This window comes from Psychrobacter sp. UBA3068, assembly GCF_002366815.1.
Lineage (GTDB): Bacteria > Pseudomonadota > Gammaproteobacteria > Pseudomonadales > Moraxellaceae > Psychrobacter > Psychrobacter namhaensis.
This window is the reverse complement of sequence record NZ_DFBY01000048.1, coordinates 1-21613: the sequence shown is the minus strand read 5'-3', so window position 1 is coordinate 21613 and position 21613 is coordinate 1. Positions and strand designations below refer to the sequence as shown.

Here is a 21613-nt window from a genome sequence, read left to right as displayed (position 1 = left end):
CTGTCCTATATGCAATCAAACCAGTGTAGCAAAATAAGACAGACACCAATATTATCCTAAGGTTATTTTATATTAGGGTTATCTCCTGTGACGCGTTACATTTTTTTGCCATCAACCATCACGGGTCGACTGACCATCCATGCAATCAAGACGTTTACAACCATCAAAATCAACATGATAAAAAGTGGCAAATCCCAAGTACCTGTGGCTTCATGGAGCCAACCTGTGCCTAGTGGGCCAAAAAACGCAATCAAATAACCGACGGCTTGGGCCATACCAGACAGCTCGCTGGATTGATTGGTGGTATACGTCCGCAAAGAGAACAGCATCATGCTCAACGTAAAAATCGCTGAGCAGCCAATCCCCATAAGCCCTGACCACAACCATGCTAGATTGGTCGATAAATAACTGATGCCCAAAATGCCAATGACGTTTAAAACAGCAGCAAACACCGCCAGTGCCTGAATTGGGCGACCACGGTTCACAAGCCAAGTTAAGCTTAAGATAGAGATCGGTGCCATAAACTGAAACACCGACCCCATCTGTCCTGCTTGCACCGCTGATAGCCCTTTACTGACCCAAATAGAGGGTAAGAAACTGGCGACCGTATAAAACAGTAGTGATTGCAAACCCATAAAGACCGCGATTTGCCAAGCAAAAGGCGTACGCCACATCGAAATCTCTGAAGAGCCAGGCGTAGGTAGAACAGCGGCTTGGTGACTAGAGGAGCCGAGACGTAAGCGTAAAAATATCCAAATGACGATGGCAAAGATGCCTAGCAGTGACCACCCACCCAGCGCCCACTGCCAGCCTACCTGCTCAGACAGCGGTAACACCACCCCTGCGACTATACCCGCCGTCACCGTCATGGTGAGACTAAATAGACCGGTGATCAAAGGAATCTGTTTGGGAGTACGCTGTTTAATAACGGGGGCAGCCAAGGTATTGGCAAAGCCGATGGCCAGCGTCAGTAACAAGGTCCCACTTAAAAATCCAAACCAAGTGGAAACAACAGTGCGAATAATCATACCTAGCGTTAATAAGGCAATCATCGCAATGAGCGTGTTCTCAAGTCCAAACCGCTTGCCAATGGTTGGCGCGATCAGCGCGCCCACCGCAAACGTTAGCATCGGCACCGCTCCCAGCCAGCCAATCTGGGTCTCAGAGATGTTTAGCGCTTCTTGCACGACGGGTGCAATAGAGCCAAGCGCAACAATAGGCGCCCGCATATTGGTCGCCAGTAAAATCATGGCGCATAATACGAGCCAAAAAATAAAGCGCGAGGAGGACAGCTTAGACGATGACGAGGGGTCAGAGTGGGGCTGGGATGGCATATTAGAAGGAGTAGACATAGCAACACGACTATTATTTATTAGTATAAGAAAAAGCACACGTCATTAAAAAGCGCCGGAGCATTGACGCTTGCAATATAGTCAGATCAATATAAGAAAGATACAGTGGGGCTGGGATAAATTTTTTGTAGCCTCTGTCGGCGTAGACACAGCAAGCAAGAAAAATTTGTACCAGTCACGCAGCATAGTATCGTGTATCCATTTTATTCAGTATTGACTATAACACCAAGAAAACACACCTAGAGGGTGGCCAAAAACGCTTGTGGCGCTTAAGACATAAGACTTGCTATCCTATTAGCAGGATAAATACAGAATATAAGTAGTGACTATATATGATTAGTGAATATAAAAGAGACACTATAAGACGTTACTTAGTTAGAAAGGGAGACCAATAAATAGGTGGTTGGCAAAACGAAAAATAGCGCCAGTCCCTTTCCAAGGACTAGACGCTATTATAGGAACAAATGTGAGGTAAACACTACCAGCGTATGGTAACAAATGAGGCGTTTATACCGATTTGCCTAATTGAGCCGCTTTGAGTGCATTTTCTTGCTGTTCAGCAATGAGGGAGTCACATTTATTTGGATCATTACCGCAAAACGAGCAGTTCTCATCCCCCATAAGTTTCGCCACACCGCCACAAGAGCCTCTAAGCGGCTTTTTTTTGACCATATAACCGATGCCCATAAAGACAAAGAACAGGACAAACACGGTAAAGGTAATAGCAAGCATAGGAAGCAGTTGACTAAGCATAGAGGAAACCTCACTTTTCAAGAATAGGGCAGTTACTTTTAATGTTAACTACTTAATAGTATAGCAAATTTTTGCACGGCACGTGGATGCTTATCGTGTCGTTTACCGTACTGCGACTGTTGCTTAAGGTCTCTTATCAGCCCGTAATGCTTGCATCGCAGGTGTTTGTACCACTTGCCAGCTGTCCGTACTATCCTCTGACCCCTCTCGTTTTGCGCCATCACCCAGCACGACAAACAGCACCGCTAGATTTTTTTCTTCAGCCAGCGTGAGCGCCTTTTGATAAGGCATGGCCGTAAGCGCAGTGGCCCAAGCATCAGCTAGTGCGACTGAGTCTGCTGCAACGGTCACTGAAGGGGCGCCACCAGCGATAGGCCTGCCCGTAGTAGGATCAATGGTGTGGCTATAGCGTTTACCATCAAATATAACTGAATTTCGATAGTTGCCAGAGGTTGCCAAGTGCATTTGGTTGCCCGTGTTGATGGGTTGACGAATGGCTGATATCGTTTGGCGCTCGCTGACGGTGCTGTCTTGGATAGGCGCATCAATAGCAATTTGCCAGGGCTGCTGCTGATTATTGACACCAGAGGTCGCCACTTCACCGCCAATTTCCACCATGTAGTTGCGAATTTGATACTTGTCTTTGAGCACATCAGCGATAACGTCGACACCATAACCTTTGGCGACTGCAGAAAAGTCTAGACCGACACCCTCTTTGGTTTTATACAACGTTTGCTCTTTTTGTACGATACTCTCGAAATCTACTAACGCTTTCGCTTGGGCAATCTCGAGGACGGTGGGCGGACTTTGCAGGCGCTCAACGGTCATGGTACTGCCAAAACCCCAAGTATCTACCAATGGCATCACGGTAGGATCAAAGGCGCCACCAGACTGCTGATAGACAGTTCGTGAAATATCAAGCACGCGATCAAAGTCTGCATCGATAGCGATGGGGGTGTTTTTACTGACTCGGTTAAACTGGGAGATGGTAGAGTCGGCTTGATAGGTCGACATGCTGTCATTGATCTGCTGTAAGCGCTCATCAATCGATGCTTGAATGGCGGTTTCATCTGCGTCAGCGGGCAGCTGATAACTAATGTGATAGCTGGTACCCATCGTCTCACCGCTCAGATAATTGTAATCTGGTGTTTGCTGGCAAGCGCTGAGACTCAAGGCACTAGCAAGACTGACGACGCCATATAGGGTGGCGCGTACAGTGTTGGTAGAAGATAAGACATACACTGAAGAGAAAGAAGTTATAGTTTTCATAAGCTCGTTGCTATAGCGGAGGGTGAATGAGGCTTTGGATAATAAGCGCTGCCTATTTTACACCCCTTGCCACTAATAAGGCCAATCACAGTAACGTTAAGCGTACCTTGGGTCGATAAAAATTGACCACGTTTGCTTATTTTACTTGCGATTCTCGGATAAGCTTATAAAGCTTGGGCGGGGACAGCCGATTTACCCTGACCGCAAGCTTTTCTTTAGTGCCTGCGACAATAATGTATTCTTCTCCTTTGGTCAGTGCTTTTACGACCTGTTTGGCAAACGCAGGGGCGGTTAGACCTTTATTGGTGGCTTCATCCATTGTGCCTTGCTTGCTGCCATCACCCGTCAAGGCATTAATAGAGACATTGGTTTGGATAAATCCTGGAAATATGGTCGCTACTTCTATTCCCTGTTCGTGCAATTCGGCACGTAAACTGTTTGCCCACATATGGATAGCGGCTTTGGCGGCACCATAAGCGCCGCGATACTGCGTCCCTAATAAACCTGCCACACTAGACACCATCACTATTTTACCGCCACCTTGCGCAATCATATCTGGCAGCACCAGTCTGGTCAGACGCGTTTGCGCAAAATAGTCTATCTCCATAATCTGCCGTTCCACATCTTCAGCAGTGTCCATAATGAGCGAGCGTTGACTGACGCCAGCGTTATTAATCAGCCAGTCAATTTTAGTCGTTTGGTTTTTAGCAGCGCCATAAGCGTCTTTCGTTTGACTAGCGTCACTAAGATCAAAAGGAATGACGACATGCTTTTTGCTGTGTTTGCAACGTTCTTTGACCGCTTCTAACTTGTCATTGTCACGACCACTCAAGACAATCGTAGCACCGCGTTTGGCAAAAGCAATGGCTAACGCTTCACCAATACCGCTAGACGCCCCAGTTATCCAAATGGTTAAATCTTTATATTTGGTTTTCATAAGAATCCTTTCTTAATGTGATGTTCCAGTAATCAATAATATAGGATAGACAAGGCCACCTACCATTTCAATTGGTAGTGCTGACCGTTGAGCACATTTTCCATAGTCGATTCACGTAACTACTCATGTAATAATTTTGCTTAAAACTGGCGATACAAATAAAAAAAGAGCCTCAATTGAGACTCTTTTTTCTACTCACTTAACGATGTTTTTTTACTGAACCAACCGACTTAACCGCCGAAGTCATCAAGCATGATGTTTTCGTCTTCCACACCCAAGCTATGTAACATGTCGATTACGGCCGCATTCATCATCGGTGGCCCACACATGTAGTACTCACAGTCTTCAGGGTTTGGATGGTCTTTTAGATAGTTTTCAAGCAAGACATTGTGGATAAAGCCAGTTGGGCCTTCCCAATTGTCTTCTGGTAATGGGTCAGACAGCGCCACATGCCACTCAAAGTTATCAAACTCTTCTTCTAGTTGATCATAGTCTTCAACATAGAACATCTCACGAATAGAGCGCGCCCCGTACCAAAAGCTAATCTTACGATCAGAGTTCAAGCGCTTAAGCTGATCAAAGATGTGTGAGCGCATCGGTGCCATACCAGCACCGCCACCGACAAAGATCATCTCAGCTTCAGTGTCTTTGGCAAAAAATTCCCCGTACGGACCTGAAACGGTGACTTTATCACCTGGTACTAGGCTAAACACCCATGAAGACATTTTTCCTGGCGGGATACCGTCGGGTCCACGCGGTGGAGGACTGGCGATACGAATGTTAAATTTAATCAGGCCTTTTTCTTCAGGATAGTTGGCCATTGAATAAGCACGGATAACCGGCTCATCAACTTTTGAGACGTATTTGAAAATGCCAAACTTTTCCCAATCTTCTCGATACTCTTCGGCAATGTCGAAGTTTTTATAATGCACTTCATGTGGTGGCGCTTCTAACTGCACATAACCGCCAGCACGGAAGTTAACTTCTTCGCCTTCTGGAATTTTAAGAACCAATTCTTTAATAAAAGTGGCCACGTTATCATTAGAGATAACTTCACATTCCCACTTTTGTACATCAAAAAACTCAGGATCAATCTCGATTTTCATGTCTTGCTTAACAGCCACCTGACAAGCTAAGCGCATGTGATTGCGAATTTCACCTTGAGTAAAATAGCCTTCTTCGGTGGGCAGAATAGAGCCGCCACCTTCAATAACGCGGCAACGACACTGCGCACAAGTACCACCGCCACCGCAAGCTGAAGACAAAAATATACCTTCGCCCGCGAGTGTTTGCAGTAGCTTACCGCCTGCTGGTGTCACTACGTCATTATCGGGATTATCATTGATATGGATGGTAACATCGCCTGAACTGACCAGTCTTGAGCGCGCCGCCAAAATAATAGCGACGAGGCCCATGATGATCAAGGTAAACATAGCAACGCCACCAATCGCCGTAGCGTAATCCATGGTAGGTATCCTTAATCTATGGGGTAGGGGTGCGAGGGCATAAATGTGATGCTGTACCCGCACGCTTACCGAATAAATGAATTAAATAGGTCAAATAGCTAAATAAAGCCTTAAGCTTTGCGGTTTAAATGGACATACCACCGAACGACATAAAGCCGAGCGACATAAGACCAACCGTGATAAAAGTAATACCAAGACCACGCAGCGGCGCTGGAATGTCTGAGTATTTTAGTTTTTCACGGATACCTGCCAATGCCGTAATAGCAAGTGCCCAACCAAAACCTGCGCCCACACCATAAACCACGGATTCACCGAATTGATAGTCGCGCTCAACCATAAACAACACACCACCCAAGATGGCGCAGTTTACGGTGATGAGGGGCAAGAACACCCCAAGCGCGTTATACAACGCTGGCACAAACTTGTCCAAAAACATCTCTAGAATCTGTACGGTGGCCGCAATCAGACCAATATAACTGAGCAAGCCTAAGAAGCTTAAATCTATATCAGGGAATCCTGCCCATGCCAGCGCCCCATCTTTTAGGATGAACTGGAACAACAGATTGTTTAGTGGCACAGTGATGGCCATGACGACGATGACCGCAACACCTAGACCAATAGCGGTTGAGACTTTTTTGGACACGGCCAAAAAAGTACACATGCCTAAGAAGTAGGCAAGCGCCATGTTCTCAATAAAGACTGAGGTTATAAATAAACTAACATAATGTCCCATTAGTGACCGCCTCCATGAGCCATGCCTTTAGACTGCGGCTTCATTACAAATTCAGCTTCTTCAACTTGCTCTGGTTTCCAGATACGCACAATAGCAATGAATAAACCAATGATAAAGAATGCTGACGGTGGTAACAGGAGTAGACCATTTGGTATGTACCAACCGCCATCAGTGACTGGCTGTAGGATAGTCATGCCAAACCAAGTACCAGCGCCTAACAATTCACGAATTGTGGCAACGAACAGCAAGACTGCTGAGTAACCAAGTCCATTACCAATACCATCTAAAAAGCTAGGTACGGGCGGGTTGCTCATAGCAAATGCTTCGGCTCGGCCCATGACAATACAGTTGGTGATGATTAAGCCAACAAAGACTGATAAGCCTTTACTGACATCATAAGCCACGGCTTTTAGCACCTGATCAACCAAGATAACCAATGAAGCAATAATGGTCATCTGTACGATGATACGTATGCTTGATGGAATCTGCTTACGGATGATGGAGATAAAGAAGCTCGAAAACGCCGTCACCAAGGTCAATGCCACACACATGACCATGGCATTCGACATGCTTGTCGTGACCGCCAGTGCCGAACAGATACCTAGGATCTGTAAGGCAATGGGGTTATTATCAAAGATAGGCGTGGTTAAAATGCTTTTAGTATCAGCCATGTTATGCCTCCTTGCCGTTAGCTACTGGTAGCGTGGCTGCCAATTCGGTGTTAGATTGAGCCGCTGGTTTTGTTTGATGTGCTTGCGTGTCTGCACCTTCAACCGGTTGGCCGCTCTGTTCACGTAGCGTATCCAGATAAGGCTTGTAGCCTTGCTCGCCTAACCAAAACTGAACCATGTTGCTGACGCCGCGGCTAGTTAGTGTTGCACCGCTGATGCCATCGACCCAGTTTTCTTTTGGCGTGCCAGCTTTGGTCACACCAGTGGCGACGTTACCGTTTTCGTCATAAGACTCGATACCGCTCCACTGTGCACGCCACTCTGGCTCTTCGATACGAGCGCCAAGACCTGGGGTTTCTTTATGCTCATAGAAACTGATACCTTTAATGGTGTTCAAGTCACTTTCAAGCGTTAAGAAACCATAAATCGTACCCCATAGCCCGTAGCCTTGAATCGGCAGTACAACCATTTCTGGTTGGCCTGCGTCATCACTTTTGACATAGACTTTGGCATATTTGGGCTTGCGGCCAATACCAGCAGGATCGTTATCGCCCAAGTCTTCACTTAACGCTTGGTTTTTGGTTGCTTGACTGGCGTCATAAGCATTGCGATCAGGGATGCCAGCAGCTTTTAGCGCATCATCATCTAGGTAGTTGCCGTTGTTTAAGTCAATGATTTTGACTTCAAAGTCTTTAAAACGTTCGGCCACATCACTCGCTGTATCAGATTCAGCATCATACATGCCAGCAGCAACCAAAATGTTTTTGTTACGGTCTAAGCGAGCGTTTTCAATTTGCGAAGGCTTTAGGCCTACAGCCACGGCTGAGACCAGTACTGAACACACCAAGCATAGCGTCAATGCCACACTAATGGTTTTCGCATTATTACTTTTGGGCTTGGACATAGCGAACCCTCCGAGCGGTTTGGCGTTTGATGTTTGCTTGGGTCACAAAGTAATCAAACAATGGAGCAAATAAGTTGGCAAACAGAATGGCCAGCATGATGCCTTCTGGGAAAGCTGGGTTAATGACACGAATCAGTACGGTCATGAAACCGATCAAGATACCGTATGCCCAGCGGCCTTTATTGGTGTGAGCAGCTGAGACAGGGTCGGTCGCCATAAATACCGCGCCGAATGCGAAACCACCGATCACTAAATGCCAATAAAATGGCAAGCTCATCATCATATTGTCATCAGAGCCGATCACATTAAAGACAAGAGAGGTGGCAATCAGACCAACCACACAACCGGCCATGATGCGCCATGAAGCGATGCGTGTCCACAATAGGACTACTGCACCCAGTAAGATCGCAAGCGTTGATACTTCACCGATACTGCCTTGCATATTGCCTAAGAATGCGTCACTCCACGTGATGGCATTACCATAGACATCGACGAAATCCTGAGGAACCACGCCAAGTGCGGCAAGGCCAAGAGGCGTTGCACCTGAGAAGCCATCCACTGCTGTCCATACGGAGTCGCCCGACATGTACGCTGGATAAGCAAAGTATAAGAAGGCACGACCTGATAGGGCAGGGTTTAGGAAGTTTTTACCTGTACCGCCAAACACTTCTTTGGCAACCACGACACCGAAGATGATCCCTAAGGCCACTTGCCACAACGGGATATCTGGTGGTAAACATAGCGCAAACAGTACTGACGTCACAAAGAAGCCTTCGTTGACCTCATGTCCGCGCACCACGGCAAAGATAATCTCACAGAGAATACCCACCGCAAATGTCACGATATATATAGGTAAAAACTGCATGGCACCATAGACGAAGCTGGCCCAAATACTGTCTGGGTTGTAGCCTGCCATGCTGGTGATGACCGTACGCCAGCCTTCAGGTTGCAAGCCCAACTGAGCAATAGCAGTCAGTGCTTGATGACCGATATTGTACATACCCCAAAACATCGCTGGGAACGTACATAGCCATACCGTAATCATAATCCGCTTAAGATCAATGCCGTCACGCACGTGTGATGACGCGTATGTCGTTGAGCCTGGTTGACGCAAAAACGTATCAAACATCTCAAAGATGGCATAGTATTTTTCGTGTTTGCCACCTTTGGTGAAAGACGGCTCCATACGATCGAACATATTGTGTAAAAATTTCATCGTGGTTAGCCCTCCAGCTCAATGCGTATTAAGTTGTCACGCAAAATATCACCGAATTCATATTTGCCAGGAGATACGAAGGTGCATAATGCTAAATCTTCTTCGTCCAATTCGAGTACGCCCAAATCTACTGCGCTAATGATGTCTTCGACAATCAATGCGCGTAATAATTGGGTGGGCAGATAGTCTTGGGGCATGACTTCTTCATAAACCCCGATAGGCACCATCGCACGCGGTGAGCCATTACTCGTGGTAGTGAAGTTGTATTTTTTGCCGCCAAAGAACTGCGAAATATAGATAGGCAGTTTTGAGAAGCGGTTTTTACCTGGAGTAAAGAAGTGGAACGCAGGACGCTCACGGCCTTCAGTCAGCACACTCACCTGATTGTGGAAGCGACCCAGATAAGCGATATTGTCAAACACTTTGCGACCAGACAATACCGAACCTGAGATAACGCGGTTCTCACCAGCAGCCAGCTTGCCTTTTGTCAGTGCAGTGATATCTGCGCCGCGCTCTGTCATGACCAAATGGGGTTGGTTGACCGCAGGGCCTGCTAAGCTGAGCATACGGCGTGTGTACAAGCGACCAGTGGTAAATAATTTACCAATAGCAATCACATCTTGATAGCCAATCGTCCACACGGTGACGCCGCGCATGATTGGATGTAAGAAGTGAATGTGTGTACCTGCCAGCCCGGCTGGGTGTTTACCAGCAAAAGCATGATACTCAGTGACATTATTAGCAGCCGTTTTAGCCACTGGCGTCAACTGGGCATTACCATGATGGCAGACAAAGGTCTTGGGGCTGAGTGTCGATAAGACTGCAAGGCCATCATTGAATGCTTGCAGCTGCTCATTAATCAGCAGCATTGGGTCAAACGCTAATGGATTGGTATCCATAGCAGTGACAAAAATAGCATGAGGGCGAGCACCGATTTCTGGCGCACGGCTGTAAGGGCGCGTGCGAAACGCGGTCCATTCGCCAGAGGCTAGCAGTTGGGTTTCAACGACTTCAGAATCTAGGTCAGCAAGTTGCTGGGAGTCATAGCGCTCAAAGTCTACTTCTTCACCGTTTGGGTCGACCGCAATCACAAGGCTCTCGAACACACGACGTTCACCGCGTTTAACCGCGACGACTTTACCAGCAGCAGGGGCAGTGTAGATCACACCAACCCGTTTTTTGTCTTCAAAAACGGGCTGTCCTTTTGCTACGACGTCACCTTCTTTGACATTCATTGTGGGCTTCATACCCACATAGTCATAGCCAACAAGTGCTACATGTGTCGGTTGGTGCTCAGATATCTCGCGGGAGGGTTCACCGGTGATGGGCAAATCCAAACCTTTTTTGATGGTAATCATAAGCGAAAACTTAGTCCATAGTCTAAAACGATACCAGACATCCTGTTTGGTATATCGATAGCATGAACATCTGCGTCATTCAATAAAGTCCCCACACATCTCTTCCTATAGTAGGATAGGGATAAAGGGTCTCTGAAAATAACGCATGATCATAACTACTAGTAAGAGTATTAACGCTGACCTTAGACTCCTTAACAACACGTTAATGTCTTATTCGAATTACCAAAGTGGCGACTGGCTACCAAGGTGCATGCTAAAACCATCAAATCAAAATCAGCCGCTCAAGCAGTGCGCTAAAAGTGACGACTCTAAGAAAACAGTCCTATCATACGTTTCATTAAAAATTAAAACTTGTAATACCAGTACGATTGACAGCCCTTATTGATTCAGTATCACAAAAACAGATACTCAATTGAGTAAGAGGGCAGCCAAATTTGATCTATTAAGATAGATAATAAACTGGTTGAAAGACAAACTGACTGAGCAACAAAGACAAACTCACTTAGTCTGTGCTGCTATAGGGCCAGTAATGACTGTTCTAATGTAGTTAGCTAATGATAGAGACGCGACAAAAACGTTAGGAAAGGCATCTAATTAGAGGTTGGTGCTGCAGAGTAGACTGTTCAAAGGCTACCAGTTGAGATTTCTAATATAACCCTTCTTAGCAATACGTCAGCCAACATCGTAGTAAAGCAGTTAGCTATTGCTCGATTCATCCTGACCGCTAGGCGACTTTATGTCATGAACGACTTAATAAAAAGCGCAGCGCATGGTTACTATCACATAGAAACAACTAAAATTTACCTAGGATTATACGCTAAATTGACCTAAAATTGCCAGTCAGTAATTGAATTTACCGAATGTTGCCAGTATTTAAATCTGCTAAAACTTATGGTTATGATTATCCGTTTTATATTGTCATTTGTACTTATCCAAGTGGATTTTTAGTCTATTATTGGTGATTGTGAATCTGTTTATATTTTCAGTCGCTTTTTGAGTGATGTTTTTCTATCATTGTTTGATGGTTCAACGTTCAAGCGTGAGTGTCTCAGTTTATTTAATATTTGTTTTATAAGGAATGCGATATGTGTGCTGTGCCCGTCATTATCCCGGCTATTGATTTAAAAGATGGTAAATGTGTACGTTTAAAACAAGGCCGTATGGAGGATGATACGGTGTTTTCTGATGATCCAGTCGCCATGGCGGCACGCTGGGTCGATGAAGGCGCACGCAGGCTGCATCTGGTTGATTTGAATGGCGCGTTCGATGGGGTGCCTGTACACAGACAAGTGGTTCAAGACATTGTCAAAGCGTATCCGAGCCTACCTGTCCAATTGGGCGGCGGTGTCCGCAATATGAACACCATTGAGCAATACATTACTGCCGGTCTGACGTATATCATTATCGGCACAAAAGCAGTCGAGGACCCTAAATTTGTCGCCCAAGCGTGCCGCGAGTTTGCAGGGCATATTATTGTTGGTATCGATGCCAAAGATGGTATGGTTGCGACGCATGGCTGGGCAAATGTTACCGATACCAAAGCAACTGAGCTTGCCAAGCGCTTTGCTGATGTGGGTGTCTCTTCTATCGTTTATACCGATATCGCCCGTGATGGCATGATGCAAGGCGTTAATGTTCAGCAAACGGTCAACTTAGCTCGTGAAGGCGGTTTGCCCGTGATTGCTTCAGGCGGCGTGACAGATATGAAGGATATTGAGCTACTCAAACCTTACGGCGACTGTATCGAAGGCATCATCACGGGCCGCGCGATTTATGAGGGCACGTTAGACTTGGGCGAGGCGCAGATTTATTTAGACAGTTAATCGTCATTAAAAATGTAGTGACAAGAAATCAGCAATAAAATTCGTAACAAGCAAGGGATGCTTATGGCCACTTACTTTGACCATCCAATGGCACGCAGGTGTATAAAGGCGTGGGGTCAGATGATGTTGCTATTAAGCGTCATTTGCATATTAACCGCTCATGCTGCTGAAGAAGCGACAGGTCTAACCACTGCCTTAGGGTTAGAGAGCGCAGAAAATGTGGTGGCGGATGACCCTGTGACCTCAGACGGTGAAGCCTTAGAGCCCGCAGCACCGTTGCCTGAGCCCGCCCCGCCACCGTTAATCAGTGGTGAAAGCACCAATAATGCCGAGATTGAAACCACGCCCACCCCGCAAAAAGACAACGACATCCGTCAACGTATCAATGGTATTTTTTCTGAGATAGAAGGCTTACAAGCCGTCAATGTCAGCGTTACCCAAGGGGTTGTTACCTTAACTGGTGAGACGCCGAACGAGAAAAAGGCGCAACAAGCGATCAATTTAACCAATCGTCTGACAGATGTGGTCACGGTAGAAGATCGGATTGATCGCACCCTTGATGTGCAAGAAAATGTTACGACTGGCTATGAAGGTCTTAAAGCGCAAGTCAAAAATCTGGTCAAAGCCTTGCCATTATTATTGGTCGGTATTGTCATATTTGCATTGGTGACATGGTTTGGTAGCTGGCTGTCTAACCGTAATAAAATGTGGCAACGGCTAACGCCCAATCCGTTTGTCGCTGAATTATTGGCACAGACGGTGAAAGTTATTTTCATTGTTTTTGGTCTGATTTTGGCGCTGAGCTTAATCGGGGCTGAAACGGTTTTAGGCACCTTGCTTGGTGGTGCGGGTGTCATCGGTATTGCCGTTGGTTTTGCGGTGAAAGATACCATCGAAAACTACATTGCTTCCTTAATGCTCAGTATTCGTCAGCCATTTCGCGCGCGTGACCATATCGTGATTAATGGACAAGAAGGCATCGTGGTACGTTTGACCTCACGCGCGACAATACTTATGACCTTAGATGGCAATCAGCTTCGCATTCCAAATGCGGAGGTCTTTAAAGGCACCATTTTAAATTACACCAAAAACCCAGAACGGCGCTTTACCTTTGAGCTTGGCGTGGATGCCAACGATGACCCATTAGCCGCGATAAAAGTTGGCTTGGATACTATATATACATTAGAGTTTGTTTTAGATGAGCCTAAAGCCATTGCGGTGATTACCAACGTTGGCGACTCTAATATCATCCTAGAGTTTCAAATTTGGGTGGATCAATCAAAAACAGACTTTGCCAAAGCGCGCAGTATTGCTATTCGCGAGACCAAGCACGCCCTAGAAAATGCGGGGTTCAGTCTGCCAGAACCCATTTATCGTCTCCGTTTCAACAATAAACTAGAAAAAGCCTTTGAGCATATGCAGGCTAACACTGACAATGCTAAATCAGACATGACCGTTACCACGACCCTTCCTGAGTCACTTGACAACCATCAAGATGACGGCAGTCGTACTGACGATAAAGACAAACAGCAAGCAAAAGCACGAGCCAAGCATATTTTACAAGGACGTGATGCTGAGGACGTCTTGAACGCCCGTCCTGATGATAAGCTGATGGAAAAAGTCGAACAAGAAATCGCCGAAAGCTCAGATGAGACTGATTTATTAAATAACAACAGTCCGCAAGAGTGATACGCCAAATCCCACTAAAAAGTGGGCATAAAAAATGCAATAAAATGTGTCTTTGATTCTTATTCAAATATGAGACACTTTTTATGCAAATAAAACACCTAATTGTATTCGCCTTGGTCGGCATAGTTGCGTTACTTGGCTTTAACCTTGTTAACGGCTATCAGCATGACAAAAATAGAGAAATCGTCAACAGTCGTACTAGCACAGCAGGACTTGATACAGATAAGGCGGTAAGTGGCTCAGAAAATATCGCGAGCAAGCCTCTTGGCGAACAGCCTAAAGCCATATTAGACGATGCGACCAGCAAGATCGATCAAGCTGAGCAGACAGACCAAGCACGCTTGGCACAAATGAGTAGTAACATACAATGAATATGCACCTATAAAAAAAGGCTAACGATGACGTTAGCCTTTTTATTATTCTAAGGTTTTAGCTAAAATTAACTTTTTTTGCTAGCGTTTTTACTAGTATTTTTACTACGACCACCGCTTTTTTTAGCGGGTGTTTTCTTAGTTTGGCCTTTTTTCGTTTGATTCATTTCACTAGATTGCAGCTTAGCTACTAAATCAAAGTCAATTTGTAGCAGATCCATATTCACGCCAGCCACTTTCACCTTGACCAAATCGCCAAGTCCGAATAGCGTGCCTTTGTCTTTACCGATAAGCTGTTGTTGCTGTTCATCATAAACAAAGAAGTCATCGCCAACGTTTGAGATGTGCACTAAGCCATCAATATATAAGTCAGTCAATGTGACAAACAGACCGAAGTTAGTGACGGTGGTCACAACGCCTTCGAATTCTTCGCCGACATGATCTTTCATATAGTGACACTTGAGCCAAGACTCTACATAGCGTGATGCTTTTTCTGCACGGCGCTCTGTATCAGACGTTTGAGTACCGGCGCCTTCGAGCGAAAAGTCCATCACTGGCTGCTTGTTATTCGTCACTTTCGCTTTGATAGCACGATGTAGCATTAAATCAGGGTAACGGCGAATAGGCGAGGTAAAGTGGCTGTACTCGTCATAAGCTAAGCCGAAGTGACCGATATTGTCAGGTGCATAATTTGCTTGCATCATTGAACGCAGCAGCATGCTATGGATACTAATCGCGTCGGGGCGATCTTTGGTTGCTTCAATAATCCGCTGATAATCCGCTTGCGTTGGGTTTTCTTCTGGGAAAGTTAAACCAAAGTTTTTTGCATATTCATGAATACGCATTGACTTTTCGCCATCAGGTTTATCATGATTACGATACAAGACTGGTAGCTCATGTTTTAGCGCAAAATTTGCCGCACAGGTATTGGCCAGTAGCATACACTCTTCAATAAGCTTCTGAGAATCCCCACGAGTTCGCGGTAAAATAGCGTCAATACCACCTTTTTCATTAAACTTGATGTACGTCTCGACGGTTTCAAACTCCATCGCATGACGCTCTTCACGTTTTTTGAGCAACAGCTCGTACAATTGATACAAGGTATCGATAGATTTTTTAACGTCTTTATTGCCCGTTAATGAGGTGGGCACGCTGTTATCTTTTGGATTATCCAGATAAGCATTTACTTGATTGTAGGTTAAGCGTGCTTTTGAGTGCATGACGGCAGGATAAAACTCATAACCGGTTACCTTGCCTGCTCGTGATATTTTAATATCAGCAACCATACACAGACGGTCACGATCAGGATTTAAAGAACACAGACCGTTAGAGAGTACTTCAGGCAGCATTGGAATCACGCGATGCGGGAAGTAGACTGAGGTGCCACGCTCAAAGGCGTCTTGGTCCAGTGGCGAGTTTGGCGTCACATAATAACTCACATCAGCAATCGCTACTAAAACGCGGTAGTTACCACCAGAGCGTTTTTCGGCAAACACGGCATCATCAAAGTCACGTGCATCTTCACCATCGATCGTAACAAGCGGTAAATCCCGTAAATCTTTGCGACCTTTTAGATCTTTTTCAGTCGGTTCTTGATAGCTATTGGCCTGTTCAAGCGCCGCTTCACTAAAATCTGACGGAATATCATAATTAAGTAGCGTGGTTTCGATAATGAGTTCGCGATCATTGTCATCAGACAAGACTTCAGTGATCTTACCAGTCGCAAACTCATGTTGGTTTGGCCAATCAATGATGTCAACCTTAACAGGAGAGCCCTGCTTAGCATTTAGCGCTTGCACATTATCATCAGTCACCGTAATCGGCTGATGATTATTCGGACTACCAAGCTCGACACAATAGCCATCTTCATCGCGAGCCAGTGTCCCGATAAAGTTGTTTTGCCGGCGTTCTACAACGTCAACAATACGGCCTTCTGTACGACCACGATTGTCGGTTGACGTCCCGATTGCATCTACCGTATCGCCATTGAATACCCAGCGCATTTGTTTTTCGTGCAAGAACAAATCTGGCATATCGCTTAATAGGACAAAGCCAAAGCCTTTTGGGTGGGCAGACACTGTGCCTGTGACCACGTCTTGCTGGCTTACCGTGCGATAGCGATAAGGACGACCTTCACGGTTCACTTGGCCATCACGCGCCATCGCTTTTAAGCGATTGCCTAAAGCATCAAACTGGTCTGGGTCATCAATATTAAAGACTTTTGCCAATTGTTGATGCGTGACTTCACCATGCTCATTAATCGTGCTCAATATCAGCTCACGACTAGGGATGGGATTGTCATATCTTTTTGCCTCACTTGAGGCGTTTGGATCATTCCAACTCATAAATTACCGTATCTATTTTTAAAATTATTAATAAGGGCTATCTTAACACGAACGACGCTACAATATCTTGCGTCAATTGTCTTATGTGTGTTCAGTAGCAAGGGGTTATTACCTTTCACAAGTAAAATCTGTCTAGAACAAGTTAAATATCGATATCGACCGTGTTTGATTTATCGTTTATCTTTTTACTGTCTAGTTCTTTGGATACTTCTAGCACTGTCGTTTGATTAGACTTATCGAGGTATTTCTGTGCTTTATCGACCTCGGTGGTCAAAGTATTGACCGTTTGTTTCATATTTTCTAACGCTTCAATTTTGTAGTTGCTAATCATATCCATCGTATCATATACATTATTGAAGGCGTTTTGTAATTTATCAAGCTCAATACTGCTACTGGTGGCTTGTTCATGAATCTCGCCAGATTGGCGTTTGAGCATGGCTGAGGTTGATTCAATCAAACTACTCGTGGTTTTATTCAAGGCTGTAATCTGATCTAAGACTAGTTTTTGATTGGTCATGGCCTGTGCTACGACGACCGCCGTACGTAGGGCAGAAATAGTGGTCGTGGTTGCACGGTCCACCCCTTTGATCAGCTCTAAGTTATTACGGCGAATGGTATCCAATGCCAAATACCCTTGTACGTTCACTGCCAACTGAGTTAAAAAATCAGTGTTTTTTTGACGTACATAAAACAACATCTCTTCTTTAATAATACGCGCTTTTTCAGGATCAGTCGCTTCTATGGCATAGACTTTTTGCTCTAACTGCTCATCAATTTTTTTGCCCACATAGACATACTGGCGTATGGACTGCATGAGCTCCCACATATTGACTTTTTCTTGTTCAATCATCGCATTGTCTTTTAGGAGCTCATCTTTACCATTATAAAGACTGGTAACGACCGCATTGATATGCGATTGGGCAGACTCGTACTGGCGAAAATAATCTTGGACTTTATTCCCAAAAGGGATGAGACCAAACAGTTTACGTGAGCTGGTTAGCTCTTTTTTACTGGGGTCTAAGTCTTCGACGATACCGCGCAGCTCTGTTAAAGACTTAGCAATAGGGGAGTTGTCAAACAGGCTATCATTGAGACTTTTTGTGGGCAAATCGAGCATACGGTTAGAGACCTGCGCCGATTCGCGAATCTCTTTTGTTCCTAAGTTATGGATAGATTGGACGTTTTGCTGAAACTCAGGACTGTGCACAGAGTTGGTAATCACATGATCGACAAACGCATCAACTTTGGCATCAAGCTCTGGAATCTGACTTTCATCCAACTTGACCATTTGATCTGCTTCACTTTTTTGTACTTCTTTCACAGGTTCAGGAGCGGTCAAAGAGATACTGGGCGTATTCGTGTTTTCTGGTGGCGTCAATGCTTGCATGAAGATTCCTATATTGTCTAAAAAGGGCGGAAATTTAGGATCAATGACTAAAAAAGTAAGTCGCAAAATAAGTTAGCAGACGGTAGAAACTTACGATGGACTTCATTGTTTTTATTAAAATTATATTTAAAAGTCACAGAGCAGACCTTTAGATTAACGGGTAATAAAAAGGTTGAGAAGATGGGTTTTGTAAATTAGCGTGGACTTATTATGTTCAAAAATAACTATTTACAGCACTAAATGGTAAAAAACCATCAATATCCCGCAGCATATTGATGGTTAAGATTATAAGTATCTGTACAGAATATCTAAATCGACTCACTAACAGCCACAACTAATGAGTAATCTGGTCAATAGATTACTTTTTCTTAGTTGGCCCAAGCAGCATACCCATTTGACGACCTTCCATCTTAGGGTACTGTTCGACGTTTGAGATATCAGCGGTGTCTTCAATGATACGATCAAGTTGTTTGCGGCCAATATCTTGGTGCGCCATTTCACGTCCACGGAAGCGAATGCTAATTTTAACTTTGTCTTGATCTTCCAAGAAGCTCACGATTTTTCTCAGTTTTACCTGATAATCGGCTTCTTCGGTACTAGGGCGTAGCTTCATCTCTTTGAGCTGAGTCTGCTTTTGGTTCTTTTTAGCTTCTTTTGCCTTTTGCTTTTGATCATAGAGGAAATGTTTATAATCCATGATTTTGCATACTGGAGGCTTGGCTTCAGGAACTAATTCGACCAAATCTAGATTTTCATCACGTGCCGCTTTCATCGCGGTTTCGATATCGACCACGCCCATTTGCTCACCGTCTTCTTTAACGAGACGGACTTCTTTGACATTGATATCTTCGTTGATGTTCAAACGGTTGGACTGTTTAATAGGTATTACTCCTCATCTGTTTTTGGGGTCTGTCGGCCTTTTTTACTGACAGCGGTCTGTACTAATGTAATAAATTCAGAAACACTCATCACGCCAAGGTTTTCACCTTCACGGGTTCGGACGTTGACACTGCCCGATTCGACTTCTTTATCCCCTAATACTAGCATATAGGGAATACGTTCTAATGTTTTCTCTCGTATCTTAAATCCAATCTTTTCGTTACGCAAGTCACTAACCGCGCGAATACCTGCATTTTTTAACTCACTGACCACATTTTCGCAGGCATCGCCTTGTTTATCAGTGATGTTCATGACTGCCACTTGTTGCGGCGCAAGCCATACTGGCATCCAACCTGCATAGTTTTCAATGAGTATACCGATGAAGCGCTCGAATGAACCTAAGATCGCACGGTGCAACATAATAGGCACTTCGCGCTCATTTTGTTCATTCACAAATTCGGCATCCAGACGTTCAGGCATATTAGGGTCAACTTGAATGGTACCGCACTGCCAAACACGTCCTAAAGAGTCTTTTAGACTAAATTCAATCTTCGGGCCATAGAACGCGCCTTCTCCTGGAAGGTACTCCCAATCAAGCCCTGAGCTATCAAGCGCATCTGCCAGTGCTTTTTCAGCAAAATCCCAAGATTCGTCGCTGCCGACACGCTTTTCAGGACGTGTAGAGAGCTTCATAATAATGTTATCAAAGCCAAAATCTTCATAAACCGCAAGGGTGAGCTTAATAAAGTCTGCCACTTCCTGCTGAATTTGTGATTGAGTACAAAAAATGTGGGCATCATCTTGAGTAAATCCGCGCACTCGCATCAAGCCATGTAGGGAGCCTGATGGTTCGTTACGATGACACGAACCAAATTCCGCCATACGCAACGGTAAGTCACGATAAGATTTTAGACCTTGATTGAACACTTGCACGTGGCAAGGGCAGTTCATCGGTTTTACCGCATAATCACGGTTTTCGCTGGCAGTAGTGAACATGTTGGTTGCATAGTTGCCCCAATGGCCAGAACGCTCCCACAAGCTGCGATCCACGATTTGTGGCGTTTTGATTTCTTCATAGCCATTATCGTATTGTACCTTACGCATATACTGCTCAAGCACTTGATAAATCGTCCAACCGTTTGCGTGCCAAAACACCATACCTGGCGCTTGTTCTTGCATGTGAAACAGATTGAGCGCCTTACCAATCTTACGGTGGTCACGTTTCTCTGCTTCTTCAATACGCTGAATATAAGCTTTTAAATCTTTTTTATCGGCCCACGCTGTACCATAGATACGTTGTAATTGCTCATTTTTGGCATCGCCGCGCCAATAAGCTCCAGACATTTTGGTCAATTTAAATACTTTTAAAAACCGTGTGTTTGGTACGTGTGGGCCACGGCACATATCGACATATTCTTGATGATGATAAAGGCCAAAGGCTTCTTCGCCAGGCATGTCATTAATCAATTTAAGCTTATAGTCTTCACCACGTGACTGAAATATTTCAATCGCTTCATCGCGTGGGGTCATTTTTTTAATCACGTCATAATCTTGCTTGATCAGCGCCATCATGCGTTTTTCGATTTTTTCCATGTGCTCAGGGGTAAAAGGTGTCTCACTAAAAATATCGTAATAAAAGCCGTCGTCAATGACAGGGCCAATCACCATTTTTACATCAGGATACAGCTGTTTGACGGCATGCCCCAACAAATGGGCACACGAATGACGAATGATATCCACGCCATCAGTGTCTTTTGGTGTCACGATTTCAACGTTAGCATCAGCAACAATAGGGTCATGCGCATCTACCAAATGACCGTCCACACGTCCAGCGACCGTTGCTTTAGCAAGTCCTGCCCCAATACTCTGCGCCACTTCCATGACTGTTGTATTGCCTTCGAAGTTTTTTACGCTACCATCGGGTAAAGTAATCGCTACCATAATCTATTCACCTGTTTTTGGGTCCGTTGGCAGTGATGACTGCAACCATCAATCATATAACCGTGAGACCACATCATTTATATTCAATCATTGTAAGACGTGATAAAACTACATACGTGCCTATTCTGCTCTAAGATAATTTGCATGTTCTCTTAAAAACCAAGCATGGATAATACCTGACTGGCTCACAATAAGGAGCAGTACTTTACCTATATAGAAGAAACTCAATAGTAGAGCAGAGAAACCACGCTATGGAAGCAGCTATTATAGCAAAAACTGTCTATAAACACTAGATAGCAAGGGATTCACCCGCCGTAGACCCCAGCCAGACGGAAAACGAAAAACAAGCCGACCAAAGCTCTTAAATAGATAGTAGGATTCGTTGTTCTTGTACCTATATAGGGTTAATAAGCAGTAAATCAATAATTAATTAAATAACCCCTTGACCCCCAACTAAAAGCGCGTATAATGCCACCCAGTCGGAAGGGAGCTGCGTTAAGAAACATAGATCAGATCTAT

The 21613-nt window shown here is 44.8% G+C and carries 17 protein-coding genes; 3 read left to right on the top strand and 14 right to left on the bottom strand.

All coding sequences use genetic code 11. The features are described 5' to 3' along the window. Positions 1 to 95 precede the first annotated feature (95 nt). The 10 genes from B2P60_RS11495 to B2P60_RS11450 all read right to left on the bottom strand — a co-directional run bounded on the left by B2P60_RS11495 (position 96) and on the right by B2P60_RS11450 (position 10659). The gene (locus B2P60_RS11495) at positions 96 to 1352 is read right to left on the bottom strand and encodes a CynX/NimT family MFS transporter (RefSeq protein ID WP_286741457.1); all 1257 of its coding nucleotides are present in this window, start codon (positions 1350 to 1352) and stop codon (positions 96 to 98) included. A gap of 507 nt (positions 1353 to 1859) precedes the next feature. After that, on the bottom strand, positions 1860 to 2105 hold the full coding sequence (gene nqrM, locus B2P60_RS11490) for a (Na+)-NQR maturation NqrM (protein WP_193006207.1): 246 nt from the start codon (positions 2103 to 2105) through the stop codon (positions 1860 to 1862). A gap of 123 nt (positions 2106 to 2228) precedes the next feature. Beyond that, positions 2229 to 3374 carry an FAD:protein FMN transferase gene (locus B2P60_RS11485; protein WP_286741454.1) on the bottom strand — a complete coding sequence of 382 codons (1146 nt, stop codon included), beginning with the start codon at positions 3372 to 3374 and terminating at the stop codon, positions 2229 to 2231. Between the two features lie 136 nt (positions 3375 to 3510). After that, a complete protein-coding gene (locus tag B2P60_RS11480; RefSeq protein WP_286741452.1) occupies positions 3511 to 4311 on the bottom strand; it encodes an SDR family NAD(P)-dependent oxidoreductase in 801 nt (266 codons plus the stop codon). Between the two features lie 230 nt (positions 4312 to 4541). Continuing rightward, positions 4542 to 5777, bottom strand: a complete 1236-nt coding sequence (gene nqrF / locus B2P60_RS11475) for an NADH:ubiquinone reductase (Na(+)-transporting) subunit F (RefSeq protein ID WP_286741450.1) — start codon at positions 5775 to 5777, stop codon at positions 4542 to 4544. Between the two features lie 124 nt (positions 5778 to 5901). Further along, complete coding sequence (nqrE, locus tag B2P60_RS11470) at positions 5902 to 6510, bottom strand: NADH:ubiquinone reductase (Na(+)-transporting) subunit E (RefSeq protein WP_193006211.1); 609 nt, start codon at positions 6508 to 6510, stop codon at positions 5902 to 5904. Beyond that, complete coding sequence (locus B2P60_RS11465; RefSeq protein WP_193006212.1) at positions 6510 to 7181, bottom strand: NADH:ubiquinone reductase (Na(+)-transporting) subunit D; 672 nt, start codon at positions 7179 to 7181, stop codon at positions 6510 to 6512. The genes nqrE and B2P60_RS11465 overlap by 1 nt, the downstream gene beginning before the upstream one ends. Before the next feature lies 1 nt (position 7182). Beyond that, positions 7183 to 8085: a Na(+)-translocating NADH-quinone reductase subunit C gene (locus tag B2P60_RS11460; RefSeq protein ID WP_230710960.1), complete on the bottom strand. Its 903-nt coding sequence runs from the start codon at positions 8083 to 8085 to the stop codon at positions 7183 to 7185. Next, the gene (locus tag B2P60_RS11455; RefSeq protein ID WP_286741448.1) at positions 8066 to 9301 is read right to left on the bottom strand and encodes an NADH:ubiquinone reductase (Na(+)-transporting) subunit B; all 1236 of its coding nucleotides are present in this window, start codon (positions 9299 to 9301) and stop codon (positions 8066 to 8068) included. Before B2P60_RS11455 ends, B2P60_RS11460 begins: the two co-directional genes overlap by 20 nt. Positions 9302 to 9306: 5 nt before the next feature. Further along, complete coding sequence (locus tag B2P60_RS11450; RefSeq protein WP_286741446.1) at positions 9307 to 10659, bottom strand: Na(+)-translocating NADH-quinone reductase subunit A; 1353 nt, start codon at positions 10657 to 10659, stop codon at positions 9307 to 9309. A gap of 1085 nt (positions 10660 to 11744) precedes the next feature. Between B2P60_RS11450 and hisA the strand changes: the two genes are divergently transcribed. From hisA to B2P60_RS11435, 3 genes are all read left to right on the top strand, one after another. Continuing rightward, the gene (gene hisA, locus B2P60_RS11445) at positions 11745 to 12482 is read left to right on the top strand and encodes a 1-(5-phosphoribosyl)-5-[(5-phosphoribosylamino)methylideneamino]imidazole-4-carboxamide isomerase (RefSeq protein ID WP_286741444.1); all 738 of its coding nucleotides are present in this window, start codon (positions 11745 to 11747) and stop codon (positions 12480 to 12482) included. 63 nt (positions 12483 to 12545) lie between these two features. Then, complete coding sequence (locus B2P60_RS11440) at positions 12546 to 14171, top strand: mechanosensitive ion channel family protein (RefSeq protein ID WP_286741442.1); 1626 nt, start codon at positions 12546 to 12548, stop codon at positions 14169 to 14171. Between the two features lie 83 nt (positions 14172 to 14254). After that, positions 14255 to 14542, top strand: coding sequence for a hypothetical protein (locus B2P60_RS11435; protein ID WP_198335178.1), 288 nt, complete (start codon positions 14255 to 14257; stop codon positions 14540 to 14542). Positions 14543 to 14610: 68 nt separating this feature from the next. Here the strand turns inward: B2P60_RS11435 and rnr are convergent, their stop codons facing one another. The 4 genes from rnr to thrS all read right to left on the bottom strand — a co-directional run bounded on the left by rnr (position 14611) and on the right by thrS (position 21094). Continuing rightward, positions 14611 to 16887 carry a ribonuclease R gene (rnr, locus tag B2P60_RS11430; protein WP_286741441.1) on the bottom strand — a complete coding sequence of 759 codons (2277 nt, stop codon included), beginning with the start codon at positions 16885 to 16887 and terminating at the stop codon, positions 14611 to 14613. Positions 16888 to 17029: 142 nt separating this feature from the next. After that, the gene (locus B2P60_RS11425; RefSeq protein ID WP_286741439.1) at positions 17030 to 18274 is read right to left on the bottom strand and encodes a toxic anion resistance protein; all 1245 of its coding nucleotides are present in this window, start codon (positions 18272 to 18274) and stop codon (positions 17030 to 17032) included. A gap of 358 nt (positions 18275 to 18632) precedes the next feature. Beyond that, positions 18633 to 19136, bottom strand: coding sequence for a translation initiation factor IF-3 (gene infC, locus B2P60_RS11420; protein WP_062845719.1), 504 nt, complete (start codon positions 19134 to 19136; stop codon positions 18633 to 18635). A 23-nt stretch (positions 19137 to 19159) separates the two neighbouring features. After that, a complete protein-coding gene (thrS, locus tag B2P60_RS11415) occupies positions 19160 to 21094 on the bottom strand; it encodes a threonine--tRNA ligase (RefSeq protein ID WP_193006221.1) in 1935 nt (644 codons plus the stop codon). Positions 21095 to 21613 lie beyond the last annotated feature (519 nt).

Bases quoted from the DNA above. Each gene is read 5' to 3' on its own strand.
- B2P60_RS11495 (WP_286741457.1), bottom strand. From the start codon at position 1,352: ATGTCTACTCCTTCTAATATGCCATCCCAGCCCCACTCTGACCCCTCG.
- nqrM (WP_193006207.1), bottom strand. From the start codon at position 2,105: ATGCTTAGTCAACTGCTTCCTATGCTTGCTATTACCTTTACCGTGTTT.
- B2P60_RS11485 (WP_286741454.1), bottom strand. From the start codon at position 3,374: ATGAAAACTATAACTTCTTTCTCTTCAGTGTATGTCTTATCTTCTACC.
- B2P60_RS11480 (WP_286741452.1), bottom strand. From the start codon at position 4,311: ATGAAAACCAAATATAAAGATTTAACCATTTGGATAACTGGGGCGTCT.
- nqrF (WP_286741450.1), bottom strand. From the start codon at position 5,777: ATGGATTACGCTACGGCGATTGGTGGCGTTGCTATGTTTACCTTGATC.
- nqrE (WP_193006211.1), bottom strand. From the start codon at position 6,510: ATGGGACATTATGTTAGTTTATTTATAACCTCAGTCTTTATTGAGAAC.
- B2P60_RS11465 (WP_193006212.1), bottom strand. From the start codon at position 7,181: ATGGCTGATACTAAAAGCATTTTAACCACGCCTATCTTTGATAATAAC.
- B2P60_RS11460 (WP_230710960.1), bottom strand. From the start codon at position 8,085: ATGTCCAAGCCCAAAAGTAATAATGCGAAAACCATTAGTGTGGCATTG.
- B2P60_RS11455 (WP_286741448.1), bottom strand. From the start codon at position 9,301: ATGAAATTTTTACACAATATGTTCGATCGTATGGAGCCGTCTTTCACC.
- B2P60_RS11450 (WP_286741446.1), bottom strand. From the start codon at position 10,659: ATGATTACCATCAAAAAAGGTTTGGATTTGCCCATCACCGGTGAACCC.
- hisA (WP_286741444.1), top strand. From the start codon at position 11,745: ATGTGTGCTGTGCCCGTCATTATCCCGGCTATTGATTTAAAAGATGGT.
- B2P60_RS11440 (WP_286741442.1), top strand. From the start codon at position 12,546: ATGGCCACTTACTTTGACCATCCAATGGCACGCAGGTGTATAAAGGCG.
- B2P60_RS11435 (WP_198335178.1), top strand. From the start codon at position 14,255: ATGCAAATAAAACACCTAATTGTATTCGCCTTGGTCGGCATAGTTGCG.
- rnr (WP_286741441.1), bottom strand. From the start codon at position 16,887: ATGAGTTGGAATGATCCAAACGCCTCAAGTGAGGCAAAAAGATATGAC.
- B2P60_RS11425 (WP_286741439.1), bottom strand. From the start codon at position 18,274: ATGCAAGCATTGACGCCACCAGAAAACACGAATACGCCCAGTATCTCT.
- thrS (WP_193006221.1), bottom strand. From the start codon at position 21,094: ATGGTAGCGATTACTTTACCCGATGGTAGCGTAAAAAACTTCGAAGGC.